Origin of the sequence: Roseomonas sp. KE2513 (genome assembly GCF_016107305.1) — a bacterium.
Taxonomy (GTDB): Bacteria; Pseudomonadota; Alphaproteobacteria; order Acetobacterales; family Acetobacteraceae; genus Roseomonas.
Genome location: NZ_RCVR01000010.1, coordinates 20,344 through 38,931, shown reverse-complemented (window position 1 = coordinate 38,931; position 18,588 = coordinate 20,344). Strand labels below are relative to the sequence as shown.

Genomic DNA, 18,588 nt, shown 5'->3' with positions numbered 1-18,588 from the left:
TGTCTGGAGCCAGAGCGTTGGCTGCGAGGGGCATGAGCGGCACGTCCGGCAACGCGGTTGCCCCTCCGCCGTTGACTGCCGATGACGCTTTCGTCCCCTTCCGGCCGCTTCCCGGTGCCTCCCGGCCCCCTGCCGGACGCTGGAGAGCGCTGCTGATGCCGGCCGACTCCTTCGGCAGCCTCGTCTCGCGGCCGCTCAAGGGGGCGATCGCCGCCCAGGTTGCGGCGCTGTTCAACGACCGTAAGCGCGGCGAGCGACCGGTCATCCGCCAGCCGGACGGGCTCTTCGGCCCAGATTCAGTCGCTTGGCGGGTTCATGGGGACGTCACCTCCATGATGGTGGGAGGGGTGGCCTCGCTCCTTCTCCAGATGCTGCACCCGGCGGTGCTGGCGGGGGTCTGGGACCACTCCAACTTCCGGGCGGACATGCACGGGCGGCTGCGGCGCACGGCGCGGTTCATCGCCGTGACCACCTATGGCGCCCGGGCCGAGGCGGAGGCCGCCATTGCCCGGGTAAGAGGCATCCACGGCCACATCCGGGGAACCCTGCCGGACGGTACGCCCTATGAGGCGAACGACCCGGCGCTGCTGGCCTGGGTGCATGTGACCGAAACGGTCAGCTTCCTTGATGCCTGGATCCGCTACGCCGACCCGGCCATGCCGGCGGCCGACCAGGACCGCTACTTCAAGGAAATGGCGCGGGTCGGCAGGGCGCTAGGGGCCGATCCGGTGCCGCAGAGCCGTGCCGAGGCAATGGCGCTGATTACGGCCACCCGGCCTGCTCTGCGGAGCGACTACCGGACACGGGAGGTCGCCCGCCTCGTCCTCAGCCAGCCCGCACCGAGCCGGATGGCCGAGCCGTTGCAGCAACTCGCGCTCCAGGCCGGGGTAGACCTGCTGCCGCCATGGGCGCGACGGATGCACGGGCTGTCTGGTCCGGCGCTCAGCGGACCGCTGGTGCGGGCGGGGACGCTCGGGATCGCGCGGACACTGCGATGGGCCTTCCAGCGGGAAGCGGCACTTGGTGGACGGCCCGCAGGGGCAGCGGCGAGGGGCGGCGGAGCGGATTGATGGCGGCTTTTCTTCCTTTGCCCTTCCAGTCCTGAACTGCCCAAGTTTCCGTCGTGGCAGGATGTCCGCCGCGTCGGAGGGGTTGATCAGGCGCTGGCCGGCGCCTCCTCCGGCGTTAGCAGGAAGAGCAGCACGGAGCGGGCGGTGGTCTCATAGGCGTGCCCGACATTGAAGCTCGGCTCCTCCGCTTCGTCCGGAAGATTGCTATCTGCCAGCAGCGACCAGCACTTGCCGCCCGGTGACCCTGGCAGGGTGAATTCCACGACGTCGTGGTGGCCGTTGCTGATCATCAGCAGCATCGCGTCCTGACCGCGCTTGCGGGTGCACGTGATCTGGGCTCGGCCATCCATCAGAATGCCGAAGCACTTCATTCTGGCATCCTCCCATTCGCCCTGCTGCAACTCGGAACCGTTGGCGTTGATCCAAGTGACATCCTTGACGCCCAACTCCTCATTGTATTCACCGGTAAGAAAGCGGGTGCGGCGCAGGATTGGATAGTTGTGGCGCAGGCCCGTCAGCTTCTGCGTGAAGCAAATGAGGGAGCGGTCCTTCTTCTGGATGTTCCTGAACTCGCGCAGCAAGTTCGACACGTCCGATGCGTCGCGCGGGTCGGGCGCGAAGAAGCCGATGGTGTTGAAGCTCCAGTAGTTCACCAGGTTGCGGTTGAGCAGGAAGTCGTCGTTGATGACGGCGTGGACCGGCAGCAGCTCGATTGAGGTGACGCCGAGCGACTTGATATCGTCCACCACCGGCTTCTGCCCGAACCCTGCACAGGTGCCGCGCAGGTCCTGCCGGACATTTCGGGTGCAGGCGGGTGAAGCCCTTCACATGGGTCTCGTAAGTGATGGTGTGGTCCCAAGGAACGAACTGCCGCCCGGGCTCGCCCTGCCAGTCGAAGCTCGGGTCCACACGACGCATTTCGGCATGAAGGCGGCGCTGTCGCGCTCGTCGAAGGTCAGATCGTCGCCGGTTTCCATCTTGTGGCCGAAGACGGAAGGATTCCAGGTCAGCTCGCCGGCATGGGCGCGGGCATAGGAGTCCAGCAGCAGCTTGCTGGGATTGAAGCGATGGCCTGCTTCGGGTTCATAGGGACCATGGACGCGGTAGCCGTAGAAGGTGCCGGGAGCCACGTCCGGCAGGTAGCCGTGGAAGATCTGGTTCGTGTATTCCGGCAACTCGACGCGATCGATCTCCTTCCCGTCGGTGCTGTCAAAGATGCAGCCTCCACTTTCGTTGCGTTGGCGGTAAAGAGCGCGAAGTTGGTGCCCTTGCCGTCCCAGCTGGTGCCCAGGGCGTTCGGCGAGTCCTCCTTGATGCGGGACGTAATGGCCTCTGACAAAGGCGACTCCGTTTGTGGCAGCGGACAGGGCGCCGGCCAGTCATCCGGTCAACTCGAGGCAGGTCCGCGGGGTATGGAGCAGGGGCAACGGGGCGGGAGGCGCCTGATTCTTGCACCTTGTCAGGCCTGCGGCGACGTGATCACGGGGCCGTGCGCTGGGGTCGAGCTGCATCCCTGACCGGCTGGCGTCGTTCCATCCGAGAGAACAACAGAGGGGTGCTATGAAAGAAGAGAACGGGTTTCGCTACGGGCCGCTCTCGGACCGGTGCGCGCATCTTTGCGTGGACATGCAGCGCCTCTTCGCCGATCGCACGGACTGGCACGCACCCTGGATGATCAAGACGCTGCCCGTGGTGGAGCGGATCGCGGTCGCCCACCCCGAGCGGACCGTCTTTACCCGCTTCATCCCCGCGGACCGGCCAGGAGAGGGGGAGGGGACCTGGCGCCGCTACTACGAGCGATGGGACAGCGTGACCCTGGAGGCGCTGCCACCTGAGGCCGTGGAGTTGCTGCCCACCCTGGCGCGGCTGGTGCCGCCCGCGCAGGTGGTGGACAAGAAGGTTTACTCCCCATGGCTGCAGCCGGAGCTTGACGCACTGCTGAAGGAATGGGGCACGGACACGCTCATCGTGACGGGAGCAGAAACTGATGTCTGCGTCCTCGCGGCGGTGCTGGGCGCAGTGGACCGCGGCTTCCGCGTGGTGGTGCCGACGGATGCGGTCTGCTCATCCTCCGACCGAACGCATGACGCGCTGCTGACCCTTTACCGCGAGCGCTTCGGTCAGCAGGTGGAAACAGTGCGGACGGATGAGCTACTCGAGGCCTGGGTCTGACACCTCGTCCTTCCAGCCGCGGAGACTGGCCGCGCGCCGGTGCAGCTTGCCAAGGATGACATCCAGCACGCGCTGCTCCTCCGCGGTCAGGGCCTCCGCCAGCGCGGCCTGGAGGGTGCGGGCGCGTGGAACGATGAGGCGGTAGAGGGAGAGGCCCTTCGGCGCCAGGCGCAGGATATGGGCGCGCTGGTCCTGCGGGTGCGGGGTGCGGGCGACGAGCGACTTCGCCGCCAGGCGGATGGCCGCGCGGCTGACCTTCACGCGGTCCATCCCGCTGCGGACGATCACCTCCTGAGTGGAGAGCGGCTCGCCTTCCCCAAGGATGGCCATGACGCGCCATTCGGGGATGGAAAGGCCAAATTCGGCCTCGTAGCGGTCGGCGAAGGCGCGGCTGACCGTCTCCCCCACTACGGAAAGCCGGTAGGGCAGGAACTCGGCGAGACGCAGCGGGGCCGGACCTGGAGGAGGGGAGCGTGGCACTTTGGAATCCTTGTATCGTCTCAGATGAGATGATATTTGCCCCTTTCAGGAGGGCCGCCAAGGCCGGGACGAAGGGGAGGGTTGCGGGCCATGCACGTCGACTACCAGTCGCTCCGCTTCGAGTACCGTCGCTCCCCGGACCAGTCCTCGCTCCAGGTTGTGCGGCACGCCGTGGTGGTAGTGGGCGCGGGGCCCGTGGGGTTGGCGACCGCGATCGACCTCGCACAATCCGGCTTGCGTGTGCTGCTGCTGGATGACGACAGCAGCCTTTCCACCGGATCCCGCGCGATCTGTTTCGCCAAGCGCACGCTCGAAATCTTCGACCGGTTGGGCTGCGGCGACGCGATGGTGGAGAAGGGCGTCACCTGGAACCGCGGGCGCGTCTTCCACCGTGACCATCCCGTCTACAGCTTCGACCTGTTGCCAGAGGGTGGGCACGAGCGGCCGGCCTTCGTCAACCTGCAGCAATATTACGTGGAAGGCTTCCTGCTGGACCGCGCCCGGGCGCTGCCGGACCTCGAGATCCGCTGGCGCAACAAGGTCACCGCGGTCGAGCCGGGCGAGGCGGGCGTGGGACTCCTGGTCGAAACGCCCGAGGGCGAGTACCGGATCCTCGCCGATTACCTGATCGCCGCTGACGGCGCGCGCTCTCCGATCCGGCGGGCACTGGGTCTGGAGAGCAAGGGCCGCACCTTCCGCGACCGCTTCCTCATCGCCGATGTCCGCATGAAGGCCGACTTCCCGGCGGAGCGCTGGTTCTGGTTCGATCCGCCCTTCCACCCCAACCAGTCCGTGCTGCTGCACAGCCAGCCGGACGGCGTGTGGCGCATCGATTTCCAGCTCGGCTGGGACGCCGACCCGGAGGCGGAGCGCGCCCCTGAACGGGTAATCACCCGCGTGCGGGCCCTGCTGGGCGAGAACGCTGCGTTCGATCTCGAATGGGTGAGCGTCTACACCTTCTCCTGCCTCCGAATGGCGCGCTTCCGGCACGGCCGGGTGATCTTCGCGGGGGATGCGGCGCACGGCGTCTCGCCCTTCGGCGCGCGTGGTGCGAACAGCGGCGTGCAGGATGCCGAGAACATCGCCTGGAAGCTGGCGCTGGTGCTGCGGGGGGAGGCTCCCGCTACGCTGCTGGACAGCTATGACGACGAGCGCGTGGCGGCGGCGGACGAAAATATCCTCAATTCCACGCGCTCGACCGACTTCATCACGCCGAAGAACGAGGCGAGCCGCGCCTTCCGGGACGCGACACTGGACTTGGCGCGGGACTGCGCCTTCGCCCGGCGCCTGGTGAACAGCGGGCGCCTCTCCTTGCCGAGCACCTACCGTGCTTCGCCGCTCAACACCGCGGACACGGATGACTTCGCGGGCACGATGATGCCGGGGGCGCCGGCGCTGGACGCGCCGCTGATGCGGGAGGGCGCCCCGAACTGGCTGCTGCGGCGACTGGGCGGAGGCTTCGTGCTGCTGCATTTCGGCGAGGCGCCACCGCCCGTGCCAGAAACCCTGCCGCCGCTCCGCCTGGTGAACGTGACCCCTGACGAGGACGCGGAGGGAGTCGCCGCGCGCCGCTACGACGCGCTGCCCGGCACCACCTACCTCATCCGCCCGGACCAGCATGTCTGCGCTCGCTGGCGGCGCTTCGATCCCGAGGCGATTTGTGCGGCTCTCGACCGTGCGGTGGGGAGGGCGTGATGCTGAACACCGAGCCCAACATCGCCTCCCCCGACGACTTCTACGAGGCGCTGCTGTCCATCCACCAGGGTCTTGCGCCCGAGCAGAGCCGGCAGGTGGATGCGCGACTGATCCTGCTGCTCTGCAACCATATCGGGGACCTCTCCGTGCTGCGTGAGGCCATGGCGCGGGCGCGGCGGGGGATCGAGCCCGATGGCATCGACAATACGATTGCCGCCCGCACATAGGAGAGGATTTGCCATGTCCGGCTTCGCCAGCACCACCGATCTCGCCGACAAGACGATCTCCTTCGACGAGCTCGGCCCGGGCCTCTACGGCTACACGGCCGAGGGAGATCCAAATTCGGGCGTGGTCATCGGGGACGAGGGCGTGCTGGTCGTCGATGCCCAGGCGACGCCGCGCATGGCGGCGGACGTGATCGCGCGCATCCGCACCGTGACGGACAAGCCGGTGACGCATGTCGTGCTCTCGCACTACCACGCAGTGCGCGTCCTTGGTGCCTCCGGCTACGAGGGAGCGCAGATCATTGCCTCCGAGGTCACGCGCGACCTGATCGTCGAGCGCGGCCAGCAGGACATGGACAGCGAGATTGGCCGCTTCCCCCGCCTGTTCCGCGGCAAGGAGAGCATTCCCGGCCTGACCTGGCCCCACGTGACCTTCCAGAAGCGGATGACGCTGTGGATGGGCAAGCGAGAGGTGCAGATTATCCATATCGGCCGCTCCCACACGGCCGGCGATACGGTGGTGTGGCTGCCGAAGGAGCGCGTGCTCTTCTCCGGCGACTGCGTGGAGTACGGTGCCACGCCTTATTGCGGCGACGCGCATTTCGCGGACTGGCCGGGCACGCTGGAGGCGATCCGGGCGCTGAAGCCGGTGGCGCTCGTTCCTGGCCGCGGCAACTCGCTCACCACGCCCGGGAGCATCGAGGAGGGGCTGCGCGGCACGGCCGACTTCACCTCGGACCTCTTCGGGATCGCGAAGCGGGGCGTGGCCGCAGGCCACTCGCTGAAGCAGGTCTACGACGAGGCGATGTCGGCCATGCGGCCCAAATACGGGCACTGGGTGATCTTCGACCACTGCATGCCCTTCGATGTCTCCCGCGCCTATGATGAGGCCAAGGGTCTCGATCATCCGCGCATCTGGACCGCCGAGCGCGACGTGGAGATGTGGCGCGCGCTCGAGCACGGCACCGAGATGAAGTCCGCTGAGCTGGACGGATAGAGAGGAGCCCCATCATGAACGCCCCCTTCACCCCGCAGCCGCTGACGAGGAACGAGACCGGCTACATGCCGGGCTTCGGCAACGGCTTCGAGACCGAGGCCCTGCCCGGCGCCCTGCCGATCGGGCGCAATTCCCCGCAGCGCTGCGCCTACGGACTTTATGCTGAGCAGCTCTCGGGTTCGCCCTTCACCGCGCCACGCGCGACCAACGAGCGCTCCTGGCTCTACCGCATCCGCCCGACCGTCGCGCATTGGGGAAGCTTCGAGCGGGTGGATGCGGGCCTGTGGCGCACCGCGCCCTGCGCGGAGGTGGAGCTGCCGCTCGCGCCGCTCCGCTGGGACCCGATCCCATTGCCGGAGGGGAAGATCTCCTTCCTTGAGGGCATCCGCACCATCACGACGGCCGGCGACGCTGGCGCACAGTCGGGCATGGGCGCGCATATCTATCTCGTCACCCGCTCCATGGAGGAAGAGTACTTCTACAACGCCGATGCGGAGATGCTCTTCGTGCCGCAGCAGGGCGGACTGCGGCTGGCGACCGAGTTCGGCGTGATCGACATCGCGCCGGGCGAGATCGCCGTCATCCCGCGCGGCGTGAAGCTGCGGGTGGAGCTGCGCGGCGGCCCCGCGCGCGGCTATCTCTGCGAGAATTACGGTGGCGCCTTCACCCTGCCGGAGCGCGGGCCGATCGGCGCCAACTGCCTGGCGAACCAGCGCGACTTTCTCACGCCCGTCGCAGCCTATGAGGATCGGGAAGTGCCCTCGACCCTTACGGTGAAGTGGGGCGGCGTGCTGTGGCGGACGGAGATCGCGCAGTCGCCGCTCGATGTGGTCGCGTGGCACGGTAACTACGCGCCCTATAAGTACGACCTGAAGCGCTACTCGCCGGTCGGGCCGATCCTGTTCGACCACGCGGACCCGTCGATCTTCACCGTCATGACCTCGCCGAGCGAGACGCCGGGCACGGCGAACATCGACTTCGTCATCTTCCCCGAGCGCTGGCTGGTGACCGAGAACACCTTCCGCCCGCCCTGGTACCACATGAACGTCATGAGCGAGTTCATGGGGCTGGTGGAGGGTGTTTATGACGCCAAGACCGGCGGGGGGTTCACGCCAGGCGGCTTCTCTCTGCACAACTGCATGCTGCCGCACGGGCCCGACATGGCGGCCTTCGAGGGCGCGAGCAACGCGGAGCTGAAGCCGCACAAGCTGGAAAACACGCTTGCCTTCATGCTCGAGACGCGCCTGCCCCAGCGGGTGACGCGCTACGCGGCCGAGGCGCCGCAGTTCCAGCGGGACTATGCCGGCTACGGCGCGGGCCTGCGCAAGCACTTCAACCCGAACCAGCGCTGAGCAACCGCACCGCATGACCGACGCGACGCACGACAGATCCCTCCGCAGCTGGGTGGCCTCGGCCAACGGCCACCCGGACTTCCCGATCCAGAACCTGCCGTTGGGGGTTTTCACTCCACCGGGCGGCGGGGCGTCCCGGGTGGGCGTCGCGATCGGGGACAGGGTCCTCGACCTCTCCGCCGCGCCGGTGGCCGAGGACGTGCGGGAGGCGGCGGTGGGCGGAACGCTGAACGCGCTCTTCGCGCTGGGCGCCGGGACGCGGCGGGAACTGCGGGCGCGGCTTTCCTCCCTGCTGGCAGAGGGTAGCGGCGAAAGAGGCGCGCTGGAGCCACATCTCTACCCCGCAGGGGACTGCACGCTGCACCTGCCGGCGCGGGTCGGCGACTACACCGACTTCTATGTCGGCATTTATCACGCGACGAATGTTGGCAAGGTCTTCCGCCCCGACAACCCGCTGCTGCCGAACTACAAATACGTGCCGATCGGCTACCACGGCCGTGCCTCCTCCCTGCGCGTCTCCGGCACGCCGGTGCGGCGGCCGAAGGGCCAGTTGAAGGGGCCGGGCGACGACGCCCCGCGCTTCGCGCCTTGCGAGCGGCTCGACTACGAGCTGGAGATGGGCATCTGGATCGGGCCCGGCTCGGCGCTCGGCGATTCCATTCCGGTGGCGGAGGCCGAGGCGCATGTCGCGGGCTACGGGCTGCTGAACGACTGGTCGGCGCGCGACATCCAGGCCTGGGAGTACCAGCCGCTAGGGCCCTTCCTCGCGAAGAACTTCGGCTCCACCCTCTCCCCCTGGGTGGTGACGCCGGAGGCGCTGGAGCCCTTCCGCATCCCGCAGCCGTCGCGCCCAGAAGGCGATCCAACCCCGCTGCCCTACCTGCTCGATCCGCAGGACCAGGCGCGCGGCGCCTTCGACATCGCGCTGGAGGTACTGATCCTCACCCCTGGAATGGCAGAGGCGGGGATGGCGCCGCACCGGATCGCGCTGTCGAACACGCGCCACATGTACTGGACCGTGGCGCAGATGGTGGCGCACCACGCCTCCAACGGCTGCGACCTGAACCCAGGGGACCTGCTGGGTTCCGGCACCATCTCCGCCCCCGGCGAGGGCGGCTTCGGCAGCCTCCTGGAAGCGAGCAAGGGCGGGAAGGAGCCGGTCCAGCTCCCCTCCGGCGAGACGCGCCGCTTCCTGGAGGATGGAGACGAGATCATCCTCCGTGCCCAGGCCAGCCGCGAGGGCTTCGCCCCGATTGGCTTCGGGGATTGCCGAGCGACCATTCTGCCGGCCAACTGACACATCGCACGAAGCCGGTCGCACGAGCCGGCCTGAGGAAGGGACGACCCATGAGAGAGTTCACCCCTGGCCGCCGCGCCCTGCTGGGCGCCGGCCTCGCGGCGCTGCCCCTCGCCAGGGCGCTCGCCGCCTATCCGGAGCGGGCGCTGCGCTGGGTGGTCGCTTATGCCGCGGGTGGCGGGACGGACACGCTGGCGCGGCTGGTGGGCGCCAACCTGTCCAACCGCCTGGGCCAGCCGATCGTCGTTGAGAACCGGCCGGGAGCCGCGACGAATATCGGGGCGGAGGCCGTCGCGAAGTCGCCGCCGGATGGCTACACCGTCTTCTCCGCCGACAACGGCACCCTCGTCTTCAACACGGCGCTGTTCAAGCGCCTGCCCTACGATCCCGTGCGCGACTTCCGGCCGGTGGGTCTGATGGCGCGCTTCCCGCTGGTCCTGGCGGTGGGCGAGAAGGCGCCGGCGGACACGGTTCAGGCGCTGATCGCCAAGGCGAAGGCAGCGCCCGGCTCGATCGACTGCGCGACGGCCGGCATCGGCTCGCCGCATCACTTGGCGCTGGAGCGGCTGTCGCGTGAAGCGGGCGTCCGCTTCAACCATGTTCCCTATCGCGGTGCGGCGCCTGCACTGAACGACCTCATCGCGGGCACGGTTCCGATGATGGTGCTCGACTATCCCTCGGGCGCCGAATACCTACGCTCGGGGCGCGTGAAGGCGCTGGCGGTGCTCTCCGCCCAGCCGCTGGAGGAGCAGCCCTCCGTGCCGACGGTCGAAGCCGCCCTGGGCCTGCGTGGCTTCGAGGCCTATGCCTGGCAGGGGCTGGTGGTGCCGAAGGCAACGCCCGATGCCCTGGTCGCGCAGCTCACGCGGGAGCTGGACGCCACCATGCGCGACGAGGCGGTGCGCGGCCGGATGAAGCAGATCGGGCTCGAGACGCTGACCGGCGGCCCCACCGAGTTCGAGGCGCTGCTGGAGCGCGAGCGCGCCACCTGGCTGCCGCTGATCCGCGACCTGAATATCACGCTTGATTGATCGAGGTACTGAATGCGGCTGCACGGCTATTTCCGGTCCTCCGCCGCTTGGCGCGTGCGGATCGCTCTCAACCTGAAGGGAGTGGCGGTGGAGCACGCCTTTCATCACCTTCGGAAGGGCGAGCAGCGCGCGCCGGACTACCTGCGCCTCAACCCCCAGGGCCTGCTGCCCGCGCTGGAGACGGATGACGGCGCAGTGCTCACCCAGTCGCTCGCGATCTGCGAGTGGCTGGACGAGACGGTGCCGGAGCCGCGCCTGCTGCCCGGCGACGCGCTGGAGCGGGCGCATATCCGCGCCGTCGCGCAGGCCATCGCCTGCGACATCCACCCCGTGCAGAACCTGAAGGTGCTGGCGGCGCTGCGGGCGCTCTCCCTACCGGAGGAGGAGGTGACGGGCTGGGCCCGCCGCGTGATCCGCGAGGGGCTGGAGGCTTGCGAGCGGCTCGTTGCCGCGGGGAAGGGCCCCTTTCTCTTCGGGGCGGCGCCGACCTTGGCCGATCTCTGCCTCATCCCTCAGGTCGGTAATGCCCGCCGCTTCGGGGCCGAGATCGGAGACCTGCCGCGAATCAGCGCCGCCGTCGCGGCCTGCGAGGCGCACCCGGCCTTCGTCACGGCGGCGCCGGAGCACCAGCCGGACGCCGAATAGGCCGCCTATATGGGCCGGGGGAATGGCATTCCCCCGGCCGGCCCCAGCGCAGAACAGCGCGACCACGGGCTGCCCCTTCTTTGGTAAACCGCGCTCTTTCCCGCCCTGCGCTGCGTTCATAGCTTTGTGGGCATGAACGACACGCCAGCCCGCGCCGCACCCTCCGGCATCACGGCGTCCTGTCGGGGCTGATCCGCCCCGATCTCGCGCCGCCTCGCGCGGCAACCCCACCGCCGGAGCCTTCCCCATGTCCGATACGCACGCCATTGGCGCGCGCAGGGCCCTTGCGCCCGCGCGGCCGAGAGAGGCCGTTCGCCCGCCGAACGGCGCGGGCTTCGGCCTGTCCCGCTACAAGCGCTTCGCCTCATCGATCGTGATCCTGCTGCTCTGGCAGGGCGCCTCCATGGCCGGGCTGATCGCGCCGCGCACGCTGGCTGCGCCGACGACAATCGTCGCGACCGCCTGGGAGCTGATCCTCTCGGGCGAGCTGCCGCACAACCTGCTCGTTTCCCTCGGCCGCGTCGCGGCGGGGCTGGTGATCGGCGTGTCCTCGGGCGTGACGCTCGCACTCATCGCCGGGCTCTCGAAGCGTGGGGAGGAGATCGTCGACGCGCCGATGCAGATGCTGCGCACGCTGCCCTTCCTCGCGCTCGTGCCGCTCTTCATCCTCTGGTTCGGCATCGGCGAGGCGCCGAAGATCGCGCTCGTCTCGCTCGGCAGCGCCTTTCCTGTCTATCTCACTCTCTTCGCGGGCATCCGCGGCACCGATCCGAAGCTGATGGAAGCGGGCCGGGTCTTCGGGCTTGATCGCGCCGGGCTGATCCGCCACGTCGTGCTGCCGGGGGCGCTGCCCTCGGGGCTTGTTGGCCTGCGCTACGCCCTCGGCAGCGCCCTGCTAAGCCTCGTCATCGCCGAGCAGATCAACGCGACAGCCGGCATCGGCTTCCTCATCAACGACGCCCGCGACTTCCTGCGCACCGACGTGATCGTCGTGGGTCTGGTGGTCTACGCGCTGCTTGGCCTCCTCGCCGATGCGTTGGTGCGGACCGTCGAGCGGCGGGCGCTCGCCTGGCGCCCCAACCTGATCAAGGGCTGAGCGGCATGAGCGACCAACGCAACGTCTCCGTGCGCGGCCTGACCCGCCGCTTCGGCAGCAACACGGTGCTGCACGGCCTGGACCTGGAACTGGAGCCGGGTTCCTTCACCGCCCTGCTGGGCCGCTCCGGCTCGGGCAAGACGACGCTGCTGCGCACCCTGGCAGGGCTTGATCCTGCGCCCGCGGAGGCCGCGATCGACTTGCCGGATCGCGTGGCCGCCGTGTTCCAGGAGCCGCGTCTTCTGCCCTGGAAGCGGATCTGGGCGAATGTCGCGCTCGGCCTTTCCGGCGCAGACCCGAAGGAGAGGGCGGAGCGGGCGCTGGGCGAGGTGGGGCTGGCGCGGCACCTAGAGGCCTGGCCCGCCACACTCTCGGGCGGCGAGGCGCAGCGGGCGGCCCTGGCCCGGGCACTGGTGCGCGAGCCGCGCCTTCTGTTGCTCGACGAGCCCTTCGCCGCGCTCGATGCCCTCACGCGCATTCGCATGCACGCGCTGGTGCTAGACCTCTGGCGCGCGCACGGCCCGACCACGCTGATCGTCACGCATGACGTGGACGAAGCGGTGCTGCTGGCGGATCGCGTGCTGGTGCTCGACGCCGGGCGGATCGCGGCGGATATTGCCGTGGACATGCCGCGCCCGCGTAGCCACGGCGATGCCGGCTTCGTCGCGCTGCGGCGGCGCCTCCTCTCCGAACTCGGCCTTGAGGCCGAGGTGATCCGGGAGGCCGCATGACGATCCCCTTCACAAGGCGCGCCGCGATCCTCGGCGCGCTCGCCATGCCCGCCCTCGCGCGAGCGCAGGGGCCGGTCACGCTGCGCGCCGCGCAGTACAAGGCGGGCGACGCGCTGCTGCTGCGCCTCGCGGGGCTGGCCGACACGCCCTATCGCGTCGAATGGTCGGAGTTCGGCTCGGGCAACCTCATGGTGGAGGCCGCGAGCGCCGGGGCACTTGATCTTGCCTATGGGAGCGAGATCCCGCCGACCTTCGCCGCCGTCTCTGGCGCCCGCGTGAAACTCGTCGCCGTTATCCGCGGCGACGTGAACGAGCAGGTGGTGCTCGTGCCGGCAGGATCGGCCATCCATGACATCGCGGGGTTGAAGGGAAAGCGTGTCGGCTACGTGCGGGCGACGACCACGCATTACTATCTCTCCCGCATGCTCGCTGAGGCGGGGCTCTCGCTCTCCGACGTGCAGCTGGTGAATCTCACGCCTTCGGACGGGCAGGCGGCCTTCCGGGCGGGCGCGCTCGATGCCTGGGCAATCTACGGCTATTCCGTGCCGGTCGCACGGCAGGGCGGCGCGCGGGTGCTGCGGACGGCAGCGGGGATCCTCTCGGGCAACTATCCCTATTTCATCCGGGCCGGCCTCGCCGATGAGCCCGCGCGCGCGGAGGCGGCGCGGGACCTGCTGGACCGCCTTCGCCGCGCGCTGCCCTTCATCCAGGAGCGGCCGGCGGAATACGCGTCGGCCCAGGCATCGGCCCTGAACGTGCCAGAGGCGACGATCCGGGCGCTGCTCGACAACGTGTCGCAACCGCGCAGCCTCGCGCCGGTGGATGATGCGGCCATCGCCTCGCACCAGGCTGTGGCGGACGAGTTCGCGCGCATCGGGGTGATCCCGCGCCGCGTGAATGTCGCCCCGCTATGGGACCGTGGCTTCGCACGGCTCGCGGCGCGCGCCTGATGGACGGTTCGCTTCTTCCCCGCCGCGCCGACCCGCTGCGCGAGATGGTGCAGCGCTTCGCCGCGGGCGCCGCGCGGCACGACCGGGACGGCAGCTTCCCGCACGAGAACATCGCGCTGCTGCGCGAAGGCGGGCTGCTGGGCATGACCGTGCCGCCGGAATTCGGCGGGCATGGCATGGGCCTCTCCTGGGCGGCAGAGCTGGTCGGCACCGTGGCGGAGGGCTGCCCGGCCACCGCGCTGGTGCTGGCGATGCAGCTCATCCAGCACCGGGGCCTCGCGCGCAACACCGCCGTGCCGCGCGCCCTCCGCGCCCGCATCGCCCAGGGCGCGGTGGAACGCGGTGAGTTGATGAACGCCCTCCGGGTGGAGCCGGAGCTTGGAACGCCCGCGCGCGGTGGGCTTCCCGCGACCACCGCGCGGCGCCTGGCCAATGGATGGCGCCTCAGTGGCCGCAAGATCTACTCCACCGGCGCGCCGGCCCTCGATTGGGGGCTGGTCTGGGCACGGACCGACGAGGCCTCGCCGCGTACGGGCCTCTTCCTTGTGCCGATGCGCGCGCCGGGCGTGCGCATCGTCGAGACCTGGGATCAGGCCGGACTGCGCGCCTCGGGCAGCCACGACGTGGTGTTCGAGGAGGTCGCGCTGCCTGAGGAACACGCGCTGGAACTGCGCTCACCCTCCGCCTGGGCGGCGCCCGATGCCGACGCGGTCGCCTGGAACACGCTGCTGATCGCCGCGCTCTATACGGGCGTCGCGCGGGCGGCGCGGGACTGGCTGCTCGGGTTCCTGCGCGCGCGGGTGCCCGCCAATCTCGGCGCACCGCTCGCCACCCTGCCGCGCGTGCAGGAGGCGGTCGGGCGGATCGAGGCGCTGATCCTCACCAACGCGCATCTGATCGCCGGCGCCGCGGGGGGCGGCAGCGGCGCTACCGGGCTCGGCCTCGTGAAGACCGTTGCCGCCGACAATGCCATCGCTGCGGTGCAGGAGGCGGTGGCCCTCTGCGGCAACCATGGTCTCTCCCGCGCCAATCCGCTGGAGCGGCATCTGCGCGACGTGCTCTGCGCCCGCATTCACACGCCGCAGCCCGACGCCGCCCTTCTCGCGGCCGGTCGCGCCGCGCTCTCCCTCTGAAAGGACAAGGCCATGAGCCTCGATACGCTTCCCGCCGATGGGGTCGAATTCATCGGCATGGTCCAGCCGCGCGAGCAGTCGGAGATTCATCCGGCGCGCGGCCCCTCCGTCGATCCCGGCTATCTTGTCGCCTCTGCCCAGGCGCATGACGAGGGCGGGTTCGACCGCATCCTCATCGGCTGGCACTCGGACGGGCCTGACGGGCTGCAGCTCGCCGCCCATGCCGGGGCGCACACCAGGAAGGTCGGCTTCCTCGTCGCGCACCGCCCGGGCTTCATCGCGCCCACCAATGCGGCGCGCGCCTATGCCACGCTCGACCAGCTGACGGGCGGGCGGGCCGCCATCCATGTCATCTCCGGCGGTGACGACGCCGACCAGGCGCGGGACGGCGACTGGCTCTCCAAGGATGAGCGCTACGCGCGGACGGACGAATATGTCTCGATCCTGAAGTCGGTCTGGGGTGCCAGGGCGCCGGTGGATCATGAGGGCGACTACTACCGCATCAAGGGCGCCTCACCGGCCGTGCGGACCGTGCAGCAGCCGCGCATCCCCGTCTATTTCGGCGGCGCGTCCGAAGCCGCGCTGCGCGTCGCTGGGCGGCACGCCGATGTCTATGCCCTCTGGGGCGAGACGCACGCGCAGGTGCGCGAGATCGTGAGCCGCGTGAGGGCCGAGGCGGCGAAGCATGGCCGTCAGGACCAGGTGCGCTTCTCGCTCTCCTTCCGCCCAATTCTGGCGGAGACGGAGGAAGCCGCCTGGGCAAAGGCGGAGGGCATCCTCGCCCGCATCCGCGAGGTGCGCGGCCAGGCAGCACTTGGCCCGGCCAACGCAGGGCCGCAGAACGCGGGATCGCAGCGCCTGCTGGCCGCTGCCGCGCTGGGTGACCGGCCGGAGGGGCGCCTCTACACCGCCATCGCGCGGGAGACGGGCGCGCGCGGCAACACCACCGCCCTCGTCGGTACACCCGAGCAGGTGGCGGAAGCCTTCCTCGAGTACTACGACCTCGGCGTGACCACCTTCCTCATCCGCGGCTTCGACCCGCTGGAGGACGCGGTGGAGTACGGCCGCTCCCTGCTGCCGGCCACGCGCCGGCTGGTGGCCGAGCGCCTCGCGCGCCGTGTGGGGGTGGCCGCAGAATGATTGGACGCCGCCTTCTCCTCGCGGGCGCCGGCCTCCTCGCCGCGCCCCGTATCCTTCGGGCGCAGTCTCCGCTGCGGGTGGGCGACCAGCGCGGCAATGCGCGCGCGGTGATGGAAGCCTCTGGCCAGCTCGCGGGCTTCGGCGACCGCATTGCCTGGAGCGAGTTTCCGGCCGCCGCCCCGCTCGTGGAGGCGCTCAATGCGGGCGCGATCGACACGGGATTGGTGGGCGACGCGCCCTTCACCTTCGGCGCCGCGGCGGGCGTGCCCATCAAGGCGATCGCCGCCACGCGGGAGAACCGTGGTGGCCTTGCGATCATCGTACCGAAGGACAGCCCTGTGCAGTCCCTCGCCGACCTCAAGGGCAAGCGCATCGCGACCGGGCGCGGCTCCATCGGTCACCAAGTGGTGCTCGCCGCGCTGGAGGCCGCCGGCCTGCCGCTCGACGCCGTGCGCTTCGTCTTCCTCCTGCCCGCCGACGCCAAGGCTGCCTACACAAGCGGCGCGGTCGAGGCCTGGGCGACCTGGGAGCCCTATGTCTCGCAGGAGGAGGTGCTGTCGGGCGCGCGGATCATCGTGGACGGGCAGGGGATCACCCCTGGCCTCGGCTTCCAGGCCGCCCGCACGGATGCCATTGCCGCCCGCCGACCGGACCTGGCGGAGTTCGTGCGCCGCCTGGCCACCGCGCGCCAATGGGCCAATGCGAACGCGCCGGGCTATGCGCAGACCTGGTCCGGGCTGATGAACGTGCCGGCCAACGTCGCCCAGCGCTGGTTTGAGCGCGCCCGCACCCGCGTGGTGCCGATCGACGACAGCGTGGCGGTGGACGAGCAGAAGAACATCGATCTCTACACCCGCGCCCGGCTGGTCCGGCAGCGGATCGAGGCGAAGGACCTGCTCGACTCCTCCTTTAATGATGCGGTGGCGGCCGGCCTGCGCGGCGCTTGACGCCGGCCGCACCCGGCCGCAACCCTGCCCCCATCAAGGGGAACGCCCTGCCGGAGAGCCGGCGGGGAAGCATGACAAGGAAACACGACCATGCCTGACGGCAGCATCGCCAAGCCCCCCCAGGGCTATGACTGGCGGAACAAGGGCATTCGCCACATCCCCGCCCAGGCCAAGAGCTGCGACACGCCCGAGACCAAGGGCATGAACCGCGAGGTCGCGATCTCCGGCAGCCGCACCGGCTCCACCGCGCTCTGGGCCGGCACGAACCGGATCGAGCCGAACTCTCAGACCGGCCCGCACCACCACGGCCACCTGGAGAGCGTGATCTACGTTATCTCCGGCACCGCGCATATGCGCTGGGGCGACCGGCTGGAGTTCATCACCGAGGCGAAGGCGGGGGACTTCTTCCTCGTGCCGCCCTATGTGCCGCACCAGGAGATCAACTCCTCCTCCACCGAGGTGCTGCACTGCGCGCTCGTGCGCAGCGGCACGGAGGAGGTGGTGATCAACCTGCCCGACCTCGACATCGTGGACGAGCCGGAGTGGATCCGGCAGGGCTGATGGATGCCGTCGGGCGGTCTATGCCGCCCGGCCCCCGATGCCATTAGCCAATGATGGACGAAATCGACCGTAAGATCGTCGCCTTCCTGCAGGAGGACGCGACACTTTCCGTGGCGCAGCTGGCGGACAAGGTGGGGCTCTCGGCTACGCCCTGCTGGAAGCGCGTTCAGAAGCTGGAGGCGGGCGGCGTGATCACGCGCCGCGTCGCCCTGGTGGACCCCGAGAAGATCGGCGTGGACCTCATCGTCTACGTCGCGATCGAGGCGGGGGACCACACGCCGGAATGGCTCCGCACCTTCTCCAGGACCATCTCGGCCATGCCGGAGGTGATGGAGGCGCACCGCATGGCCGGTGAGGTGGACTACATGCTGCGCGTGGCCGTGACGGGGATGGCGGAGTTCGACTCCTTTTATAAGCGGCTGATCGAGGCCGTTCCCATGCGCAACGTCACCTCCCGCTTCGCGATGGAGCGGTTGAAATACACCACCGCCTACCCACTGCACGGCGCCCGCTTCCGCGACCGGGCCGGCCGGGATCAGGAAGGGCCGGGCGGGGGATAGCCCGCGTGGGGACAACCCCTGCCGCCCGCGGCCGTTCACTCCCCGCAGCCGTAACGGCCACGGAGGATTGAGCATGAGCCTTTTCGAGACCATTAAGTCCAAGATCTTCGGCCACAAGGCCGCGGCGGCGACGCCCGAGGCCGGCGGGATCGGCAGCATCGCGCCGACCGCAACCGACGCCAATGCCGGCACCCCCACCCCGGCCACCACGGCCGGCGCCGCACCGTCCCAGCCGGTGGACGTGGAGGCGGTGCTGAAGGACATGGCGTCAAAGAACCCGCAGCAGCTGAACTGGCAGACCTCCATCGTGGACCTGATGAAGCTGCTCGGCCTCGACAGCAGCTTCGCCAATCGCAAGGAACTGGCGGGCGAGCTGGGCTATACCGGCAGCACCGAGGACAGCGCCTCGATGAACATCTGGCTGCAGAAGCAGGTGATGCAGAAGCTGGCGGAGAATGGTGGGAAGGTGCCGGAGAGCCTGAAGGGCTGAATGCCTGCGCCGGGCTG

21 protein-coding genes are annotated in these 18,588 nt (G+C 69.5%); 18 read left to right on the top strand and 3 right to left on the bottom strand.

From position 1 onward, the window contains the following. Positions 1 to 155: 155 nt before the first annotated feature. Positions 156 to 1,070: an oxygenase MpaB family protein gene (locus D9599_RS12100; protein ID WP_198381495.1), complete on the top strand. Its 915-nt coding sequence runs from the start codon at positions 156 to 158 to the stop codon at positions 1,068 to 1,070. 86 nt (positions 1,071 to 1,156) lie between these two features. Here the strand turns inward: D9599_RS12100 and D9599_RS31340 are convergent, their stop codons facing one another. Both D9599_RS31340 and D9599_RS31335 read right to left on the bottom strand, forming a co-directional pair. Next, positions 1,157 to 1,816 carry a hypothetical protein gene (locus D9599_RS31340; protein ID WP_232480423.1) on the bottom strand — a complete coding sequence of 220 codons (660 nt, stop codon included), beginning with the start codon at positions 1,814 to 1,816 and terminating at the stop codon, positions 1,157 to 1,159. A 78-nt stretch (positions 1,817 to 1,894) separates the two neighbouring features. Beyond that, positions 1,895 to 2,245 (bottom strand): hypothetical protein, encoded by a 351-nt coding sequence (locus D9599_RS31335; RefSeq protein WP_232480422.1) that lies wholly within the window; start codon positions 2,243 to 2,245, stop codon positions 1,895 to 1,897. A gap of 385 nt (positions 2,246 to 2,630) precedes the next feature. Here D9599_RS31335 and D9599_RS12090 point away from each other — a divergent pair, with 385 nt between their 5' ends. Further along, complete coding sequence (locus D9599_RS12090) at positions 2,631 to 3,242, top strand: cysteine hydrolase family protein (RefSeq protein ID WP_198381494.1); 612 nt, start codon at positions 2,631 to 2,633, stop codon at positions 3,240 to 3,242. Here the strand turns inward: D9599_RS12090 and D9599_RS12085 are convergent. Further along, positions 3,222 to 3,722 (bottom strand): MarR family transcriptional regulator, encoded by a 501-nt coding sequence (locus D9599_RS12085; RefSeq protein WP_309228615.1) that lies wholly within the window; start codon positions 3,720 to 3,722, stop codon positions 3,222 to 3,224. The genes D9599_RS12090 and D9599_RS12085 overlap by 21 nt on opposite strands. A 90-nt stretch (positions 3,723 to 3,812) precedes the next feature. Between D9599_RS12085 and D9599_RS12080 the strand changes: the two genes are divergently transcribed. From D9599_RS12080 to D9599_RS12005, 16 genes are all read left to right on the top strand, one after another. Continuing rightward, a complete protein-coding gene (locus D9599_RS12080) occupies positions 3,813 to 5,417 on the top strand; it encodes an FAD-dependent oxidoreductase (RefSeq protein WP_198381493.1) in 1,605 nt (534 codons plus the stop codon). Continuing rightward, a complete protein-coding gene (locus D9599_RS12075; RefSeq protein WP_198381492.1) occupies positions 5,417 to 5,644 on the top strand; it encodes a DUF2783 domain-containing protein in 228 nt (75 codons plus the stop codon). The genes D9599_RS12080 and D9599_RS12075 overlap by 1 nt, the downstream gene beginning before the upstream one ends. Positions 5,645 to 5,657: 13 nt before the next feature. After that, positions 5,658 to 6,638, top strand: coding sequence for an MBL fold metallo-hydrolase (locus tag D9599_RS12070; protein WP_198381491.1), 981 nt, complete (start codon positions 5,658 to 5,660; stop codon positions 6,636 to 6,638). A gap of 14 nt (positions 6,639 to 6,652) precedes the next feature. Further along, positions 6,653 to 7,990 (top strand): homogentisate 1,2-dioxygenase, encoded by a 1,338-nt coding sequence (gene hmgA / locus D9599_RS12065; protein ID WP_198381490.1) that lies wholly within the window; start codon positions 6,653 to 6,655, stop codon positions 7,988 to 7,990. Positions 7,991 to 8,003: 13 nt separating this feature from the next. Beyond that, complete coding sequence (gene fahA, locus D9599_RS12060; protein ID WP_198381489.1) at positions 8,004 to 9,287, top strand: fumarylacetoacetase; 1,284 nt, start codon at positions 8,004 to 8,006, stop codon at positions 9,285 to 9,287. Between the two features lie 50 nt (positions 9,288 to 9,337). After that, positions 9,338 to 10,318 (top strand): tripartite tricarboxylate transporter substrate binding protein, encoded by a 981-nt coding sequence (locus D9599_RS12055; RefSeq protein WP_198381488.1) that lies wholly within the window; start codon positions 9,338 to 9,340, stop codon positions 10,316 to 10,318. 12 nt (positions 10,319 to 10,330) lie between these two features. After that, entirely contained in the window at positions 10,331 to 10,963 is a 633-nt protein-coding gene (gene maiA, locus D9599_RS12050; protein WP_198381487.1) for a maleylacetoacetate isomerase, read from the top strand. Between the two features lie 247 nt (positions 10,964 to 11,210). Continuing rightward, positions 11,211 to 12,059, top strand: coding sequence for an ABC transporter permease (locus tag D9599_RS12045; protein WP_198381486.1), 849 nt, complete (start codon positions 11,211 to 11,213; stop codon positions 12,057 to 12,059). Positions 12,060 to 12,064: 5 nt separating this feature from the next. Then, positions 12,065 to 12,790, top strand: a complete 726-nt coding sequence (locus D9599_RS12040) for an ABC transporter ATP-binding protein (protein ID WP_198381485.1) — start codon at positions 12,065 to 12,067, stop codon at positions 12,788 to 12,790. After that, positions 12,787 to 13,740 (top strand): ABC transporter substrate-binding protein, encoded by a 954-nt coding sequence (locus D9599_RS12035; protein WP_198381484.1) that lies wholly within the window; start codon positions 12,787 to 12,789, stop codon positions 13,738 to 13,740. The genes D9599_RS12040 and D9599_RS12035 overlap by 4 nt, the downstream gene beginning before the upstream one ends. After that, positions 13,740 to 14,873: an acyl-CoA dehydrogenase family protein gene (locus D9599_RS12030; protein ID WP_232480421.1), complete on the top strand. Its 1,134-nt coding sequence runs from the start codon at positions 13,740 to 13,742 to the stop codon at positions 14,871 to 14,873. The genes D9599_RS12035 and D9599_RS12030 overlap by 1 nt, the downstream gene beginning before the upstream one ends. A gap of 12 nt (positions 14,874 to 14,885) precedes the next feature. Further along, a complete protein-coding gene (locus D9599_RS12025) occupies positions 14,886 to 16,013 on the top strand; it encodes an LLM class flavin-dependent oxidoreductase (RefSeq protein WP_198381483.1) in 1,128 nt (375 codons plus the stop codon). Continuing rightward, positions 16,010 to 16,960, top strand: a complete 951-nt coding sequence (locus D9599_RS12020; RefSeq protein ID WP_198381482.1) for an ABC transporter substrate-binding protein — start codon at positions 16,010 to 16,012, stop codon at positions 16,958 to 16,960. The genes D9599_RS12025 and D9599_RS12020 overlap by 4 nt, the downstream gene beginning before the upstream one ends. A gap of 90 nt (positions 16,961 to 17,050) precedes the next feature. Then, positions 17,051 to 17,521, top strand: a complete 471-nt coding sequence (locus tag D9599_RS12015) for a cupin domain-containing protein (protein ID WP_198381481.1) — start codon at positions 17,051 to 17,053, stop codon at positions 17,519 to 17,521. Positions 17,522 to 17,571: 50 nt separating this feature from the next. Further along, entirely contained in the window at positions 17,572 to 18,081 is a 510-nt protein-coding gene (locus tag D9599_RS12010) for an Lrp/AsnC family transcriptional regulator (RefSeq protein WP_198381480.1), read from the top strand. A gap of 73 nt (positions 18,082 to 18,154) precedes the next feature. Then, positions 18,155 to 18,571, top strand: a complete 417-nt coding sequence (locus tag D9599_RS12005; protein WP_198381479.1) for a DUF3597 domain-containing protein — start codon at positions 18,155 to 18,157, stop codon at positions 18,569 to 18,571. The last annotated feature ends 17 nt before the right edge of the window (positions 18,572 to 18,588 follow it).

What these genes read in the sequence shown, in the direction of transcription:
- D9599_RS12100 (WP_198381495.1), top strand. Translation starts at nt 156, where the DNA reads ATGCCGGCCGACTCCTTCGGCAGCCTCGTCTCGCGGCCGCTCAAGGGG.
- D9599_RS12090 (WP_198381494.1), top strand. Translation starts at nt 2,631, where the DNA reads ATGAAAGAAGAGAACGGGTTTCGCTACGGGCCGCTCTCGGACCGGTGC.
- D9599_RS12080 (WP_198381493.1), top strand. Translation starts at nt 3,813, where the DNA reads ATGCACGTCGACTACCAGTCGCTCCGCTTCGAGTACCGTCGCTCCCCG.
- D9599_RS12075 (WP_198381492.1), top strand. Translation starts at nt 5,417, where the DNA reads ATGCTGAACACCGAGCCCAACATCGCCTCCCCCGACGACTTCTACGAG.
- D9599_RS12070 (WP_198381491.1), top strand. Translation starts at nt 5,658, where the DNA reads ATGTCCGGCTTCGCCAGCACCACCGATCTCGCCGACAAGACGATCTCC.
- hmgA (WP_198381490.1), top strand. Translation starts at nt 6,653, where the DNA reads ATGAACGCCCCCTTCACCCCGCAGCCGCTGACGAGGAACGAGACCGGC.
- fahA (WP_198381489.1), top strand. Translation starts at nt 8,004, where the DNA reads ATGACCGACGCGACGCACGACAGATCCCTCCGCAGCTGGGTGGCCTCG.
- D9599_RS12055 (WP_198381488.1), top strand. Translation starts at nt 9,338, where the DNA reads ATGAGAGAGTTCACCCCTGGCCGCCGCGCCCTGCTGGGCGCCGGCCTC.
- maiA (WP_198381487.1), top strand. Translation starts at nt 10,331, where the DNA reads ATGCGGCTGCACGGCTATTTCCGGTCCTCCGCCGCTTGGCGCGTGCGG.
- D9599_RS12045 (WP_198381486.1), top strand. Translation starts at nt 11,211, where the DNA reads ATGTCCGATACGCACGCCATTGGCGCGCGCAGGGCCCTTGCGCCCGCG.
- D9599_RS12040 (WP_198381485.1), top strand. Translation starts at nt 12,065, where the DNA reads ATGAGCGACCAACGCAACGTCTCCGTGCGCGGCCTGACCCGCCGCTTC.
- D9599_RS12035 (WP_198381484.1), top strand. Translation starts at nt 12,787, where the DNA reads ATGACGATCCCCTTCACAAGGCGCGCCGCGATCCTCGGCGCGCTCGCC.
- D9599_RS12030 (WP_232480421.1), top strand. Translation starts at nt 13,740, where the DNA reads ATGGACGGTTCGCTTCTTCCCCGCCGCGCCGACCCGCTGCGCGAGATG.
- D9599_RS12025 (WP_198381483.1), top strand. Translation starts at nt 14,886, where the DNA reads ATGAGCCTCGATACGCTTCCCGCCGATGGGGTCGAATTCATCGGCATG.
- D9599_RS12020 (WP_198381482.1), top strand. Translation starts at nt 16,010, where the DNA reads ATGATTGGACGCCGCCTTCTCCTCGCGGGCGCCGGCCTCCTCGCCGCG.
- D9599_RS12015 (WP_198381481.1), top strand. Translation starts at nt 17,051, where the DNA reads ATGCCTGACGGCAGCATCGCCAAGCCCCCCCAGGGCTATGACTGGCGG.
- D9599_RS12010 (WP_198381480.1), top strand. Translation starts at nt 17,572, where the DNA reads ATGATGGACGAAATCGACCGTAAGATCGTCGCCTTCCTGCAGGAGGAC.
- D9599_RS12005 (WP_198381479.1), top strand. Translation starts at nt 18,155, where the DNA reads ATGAGCCTTTTCGAGACCATTAAGTCCAAGATCTTCGGCCACAAGGCC.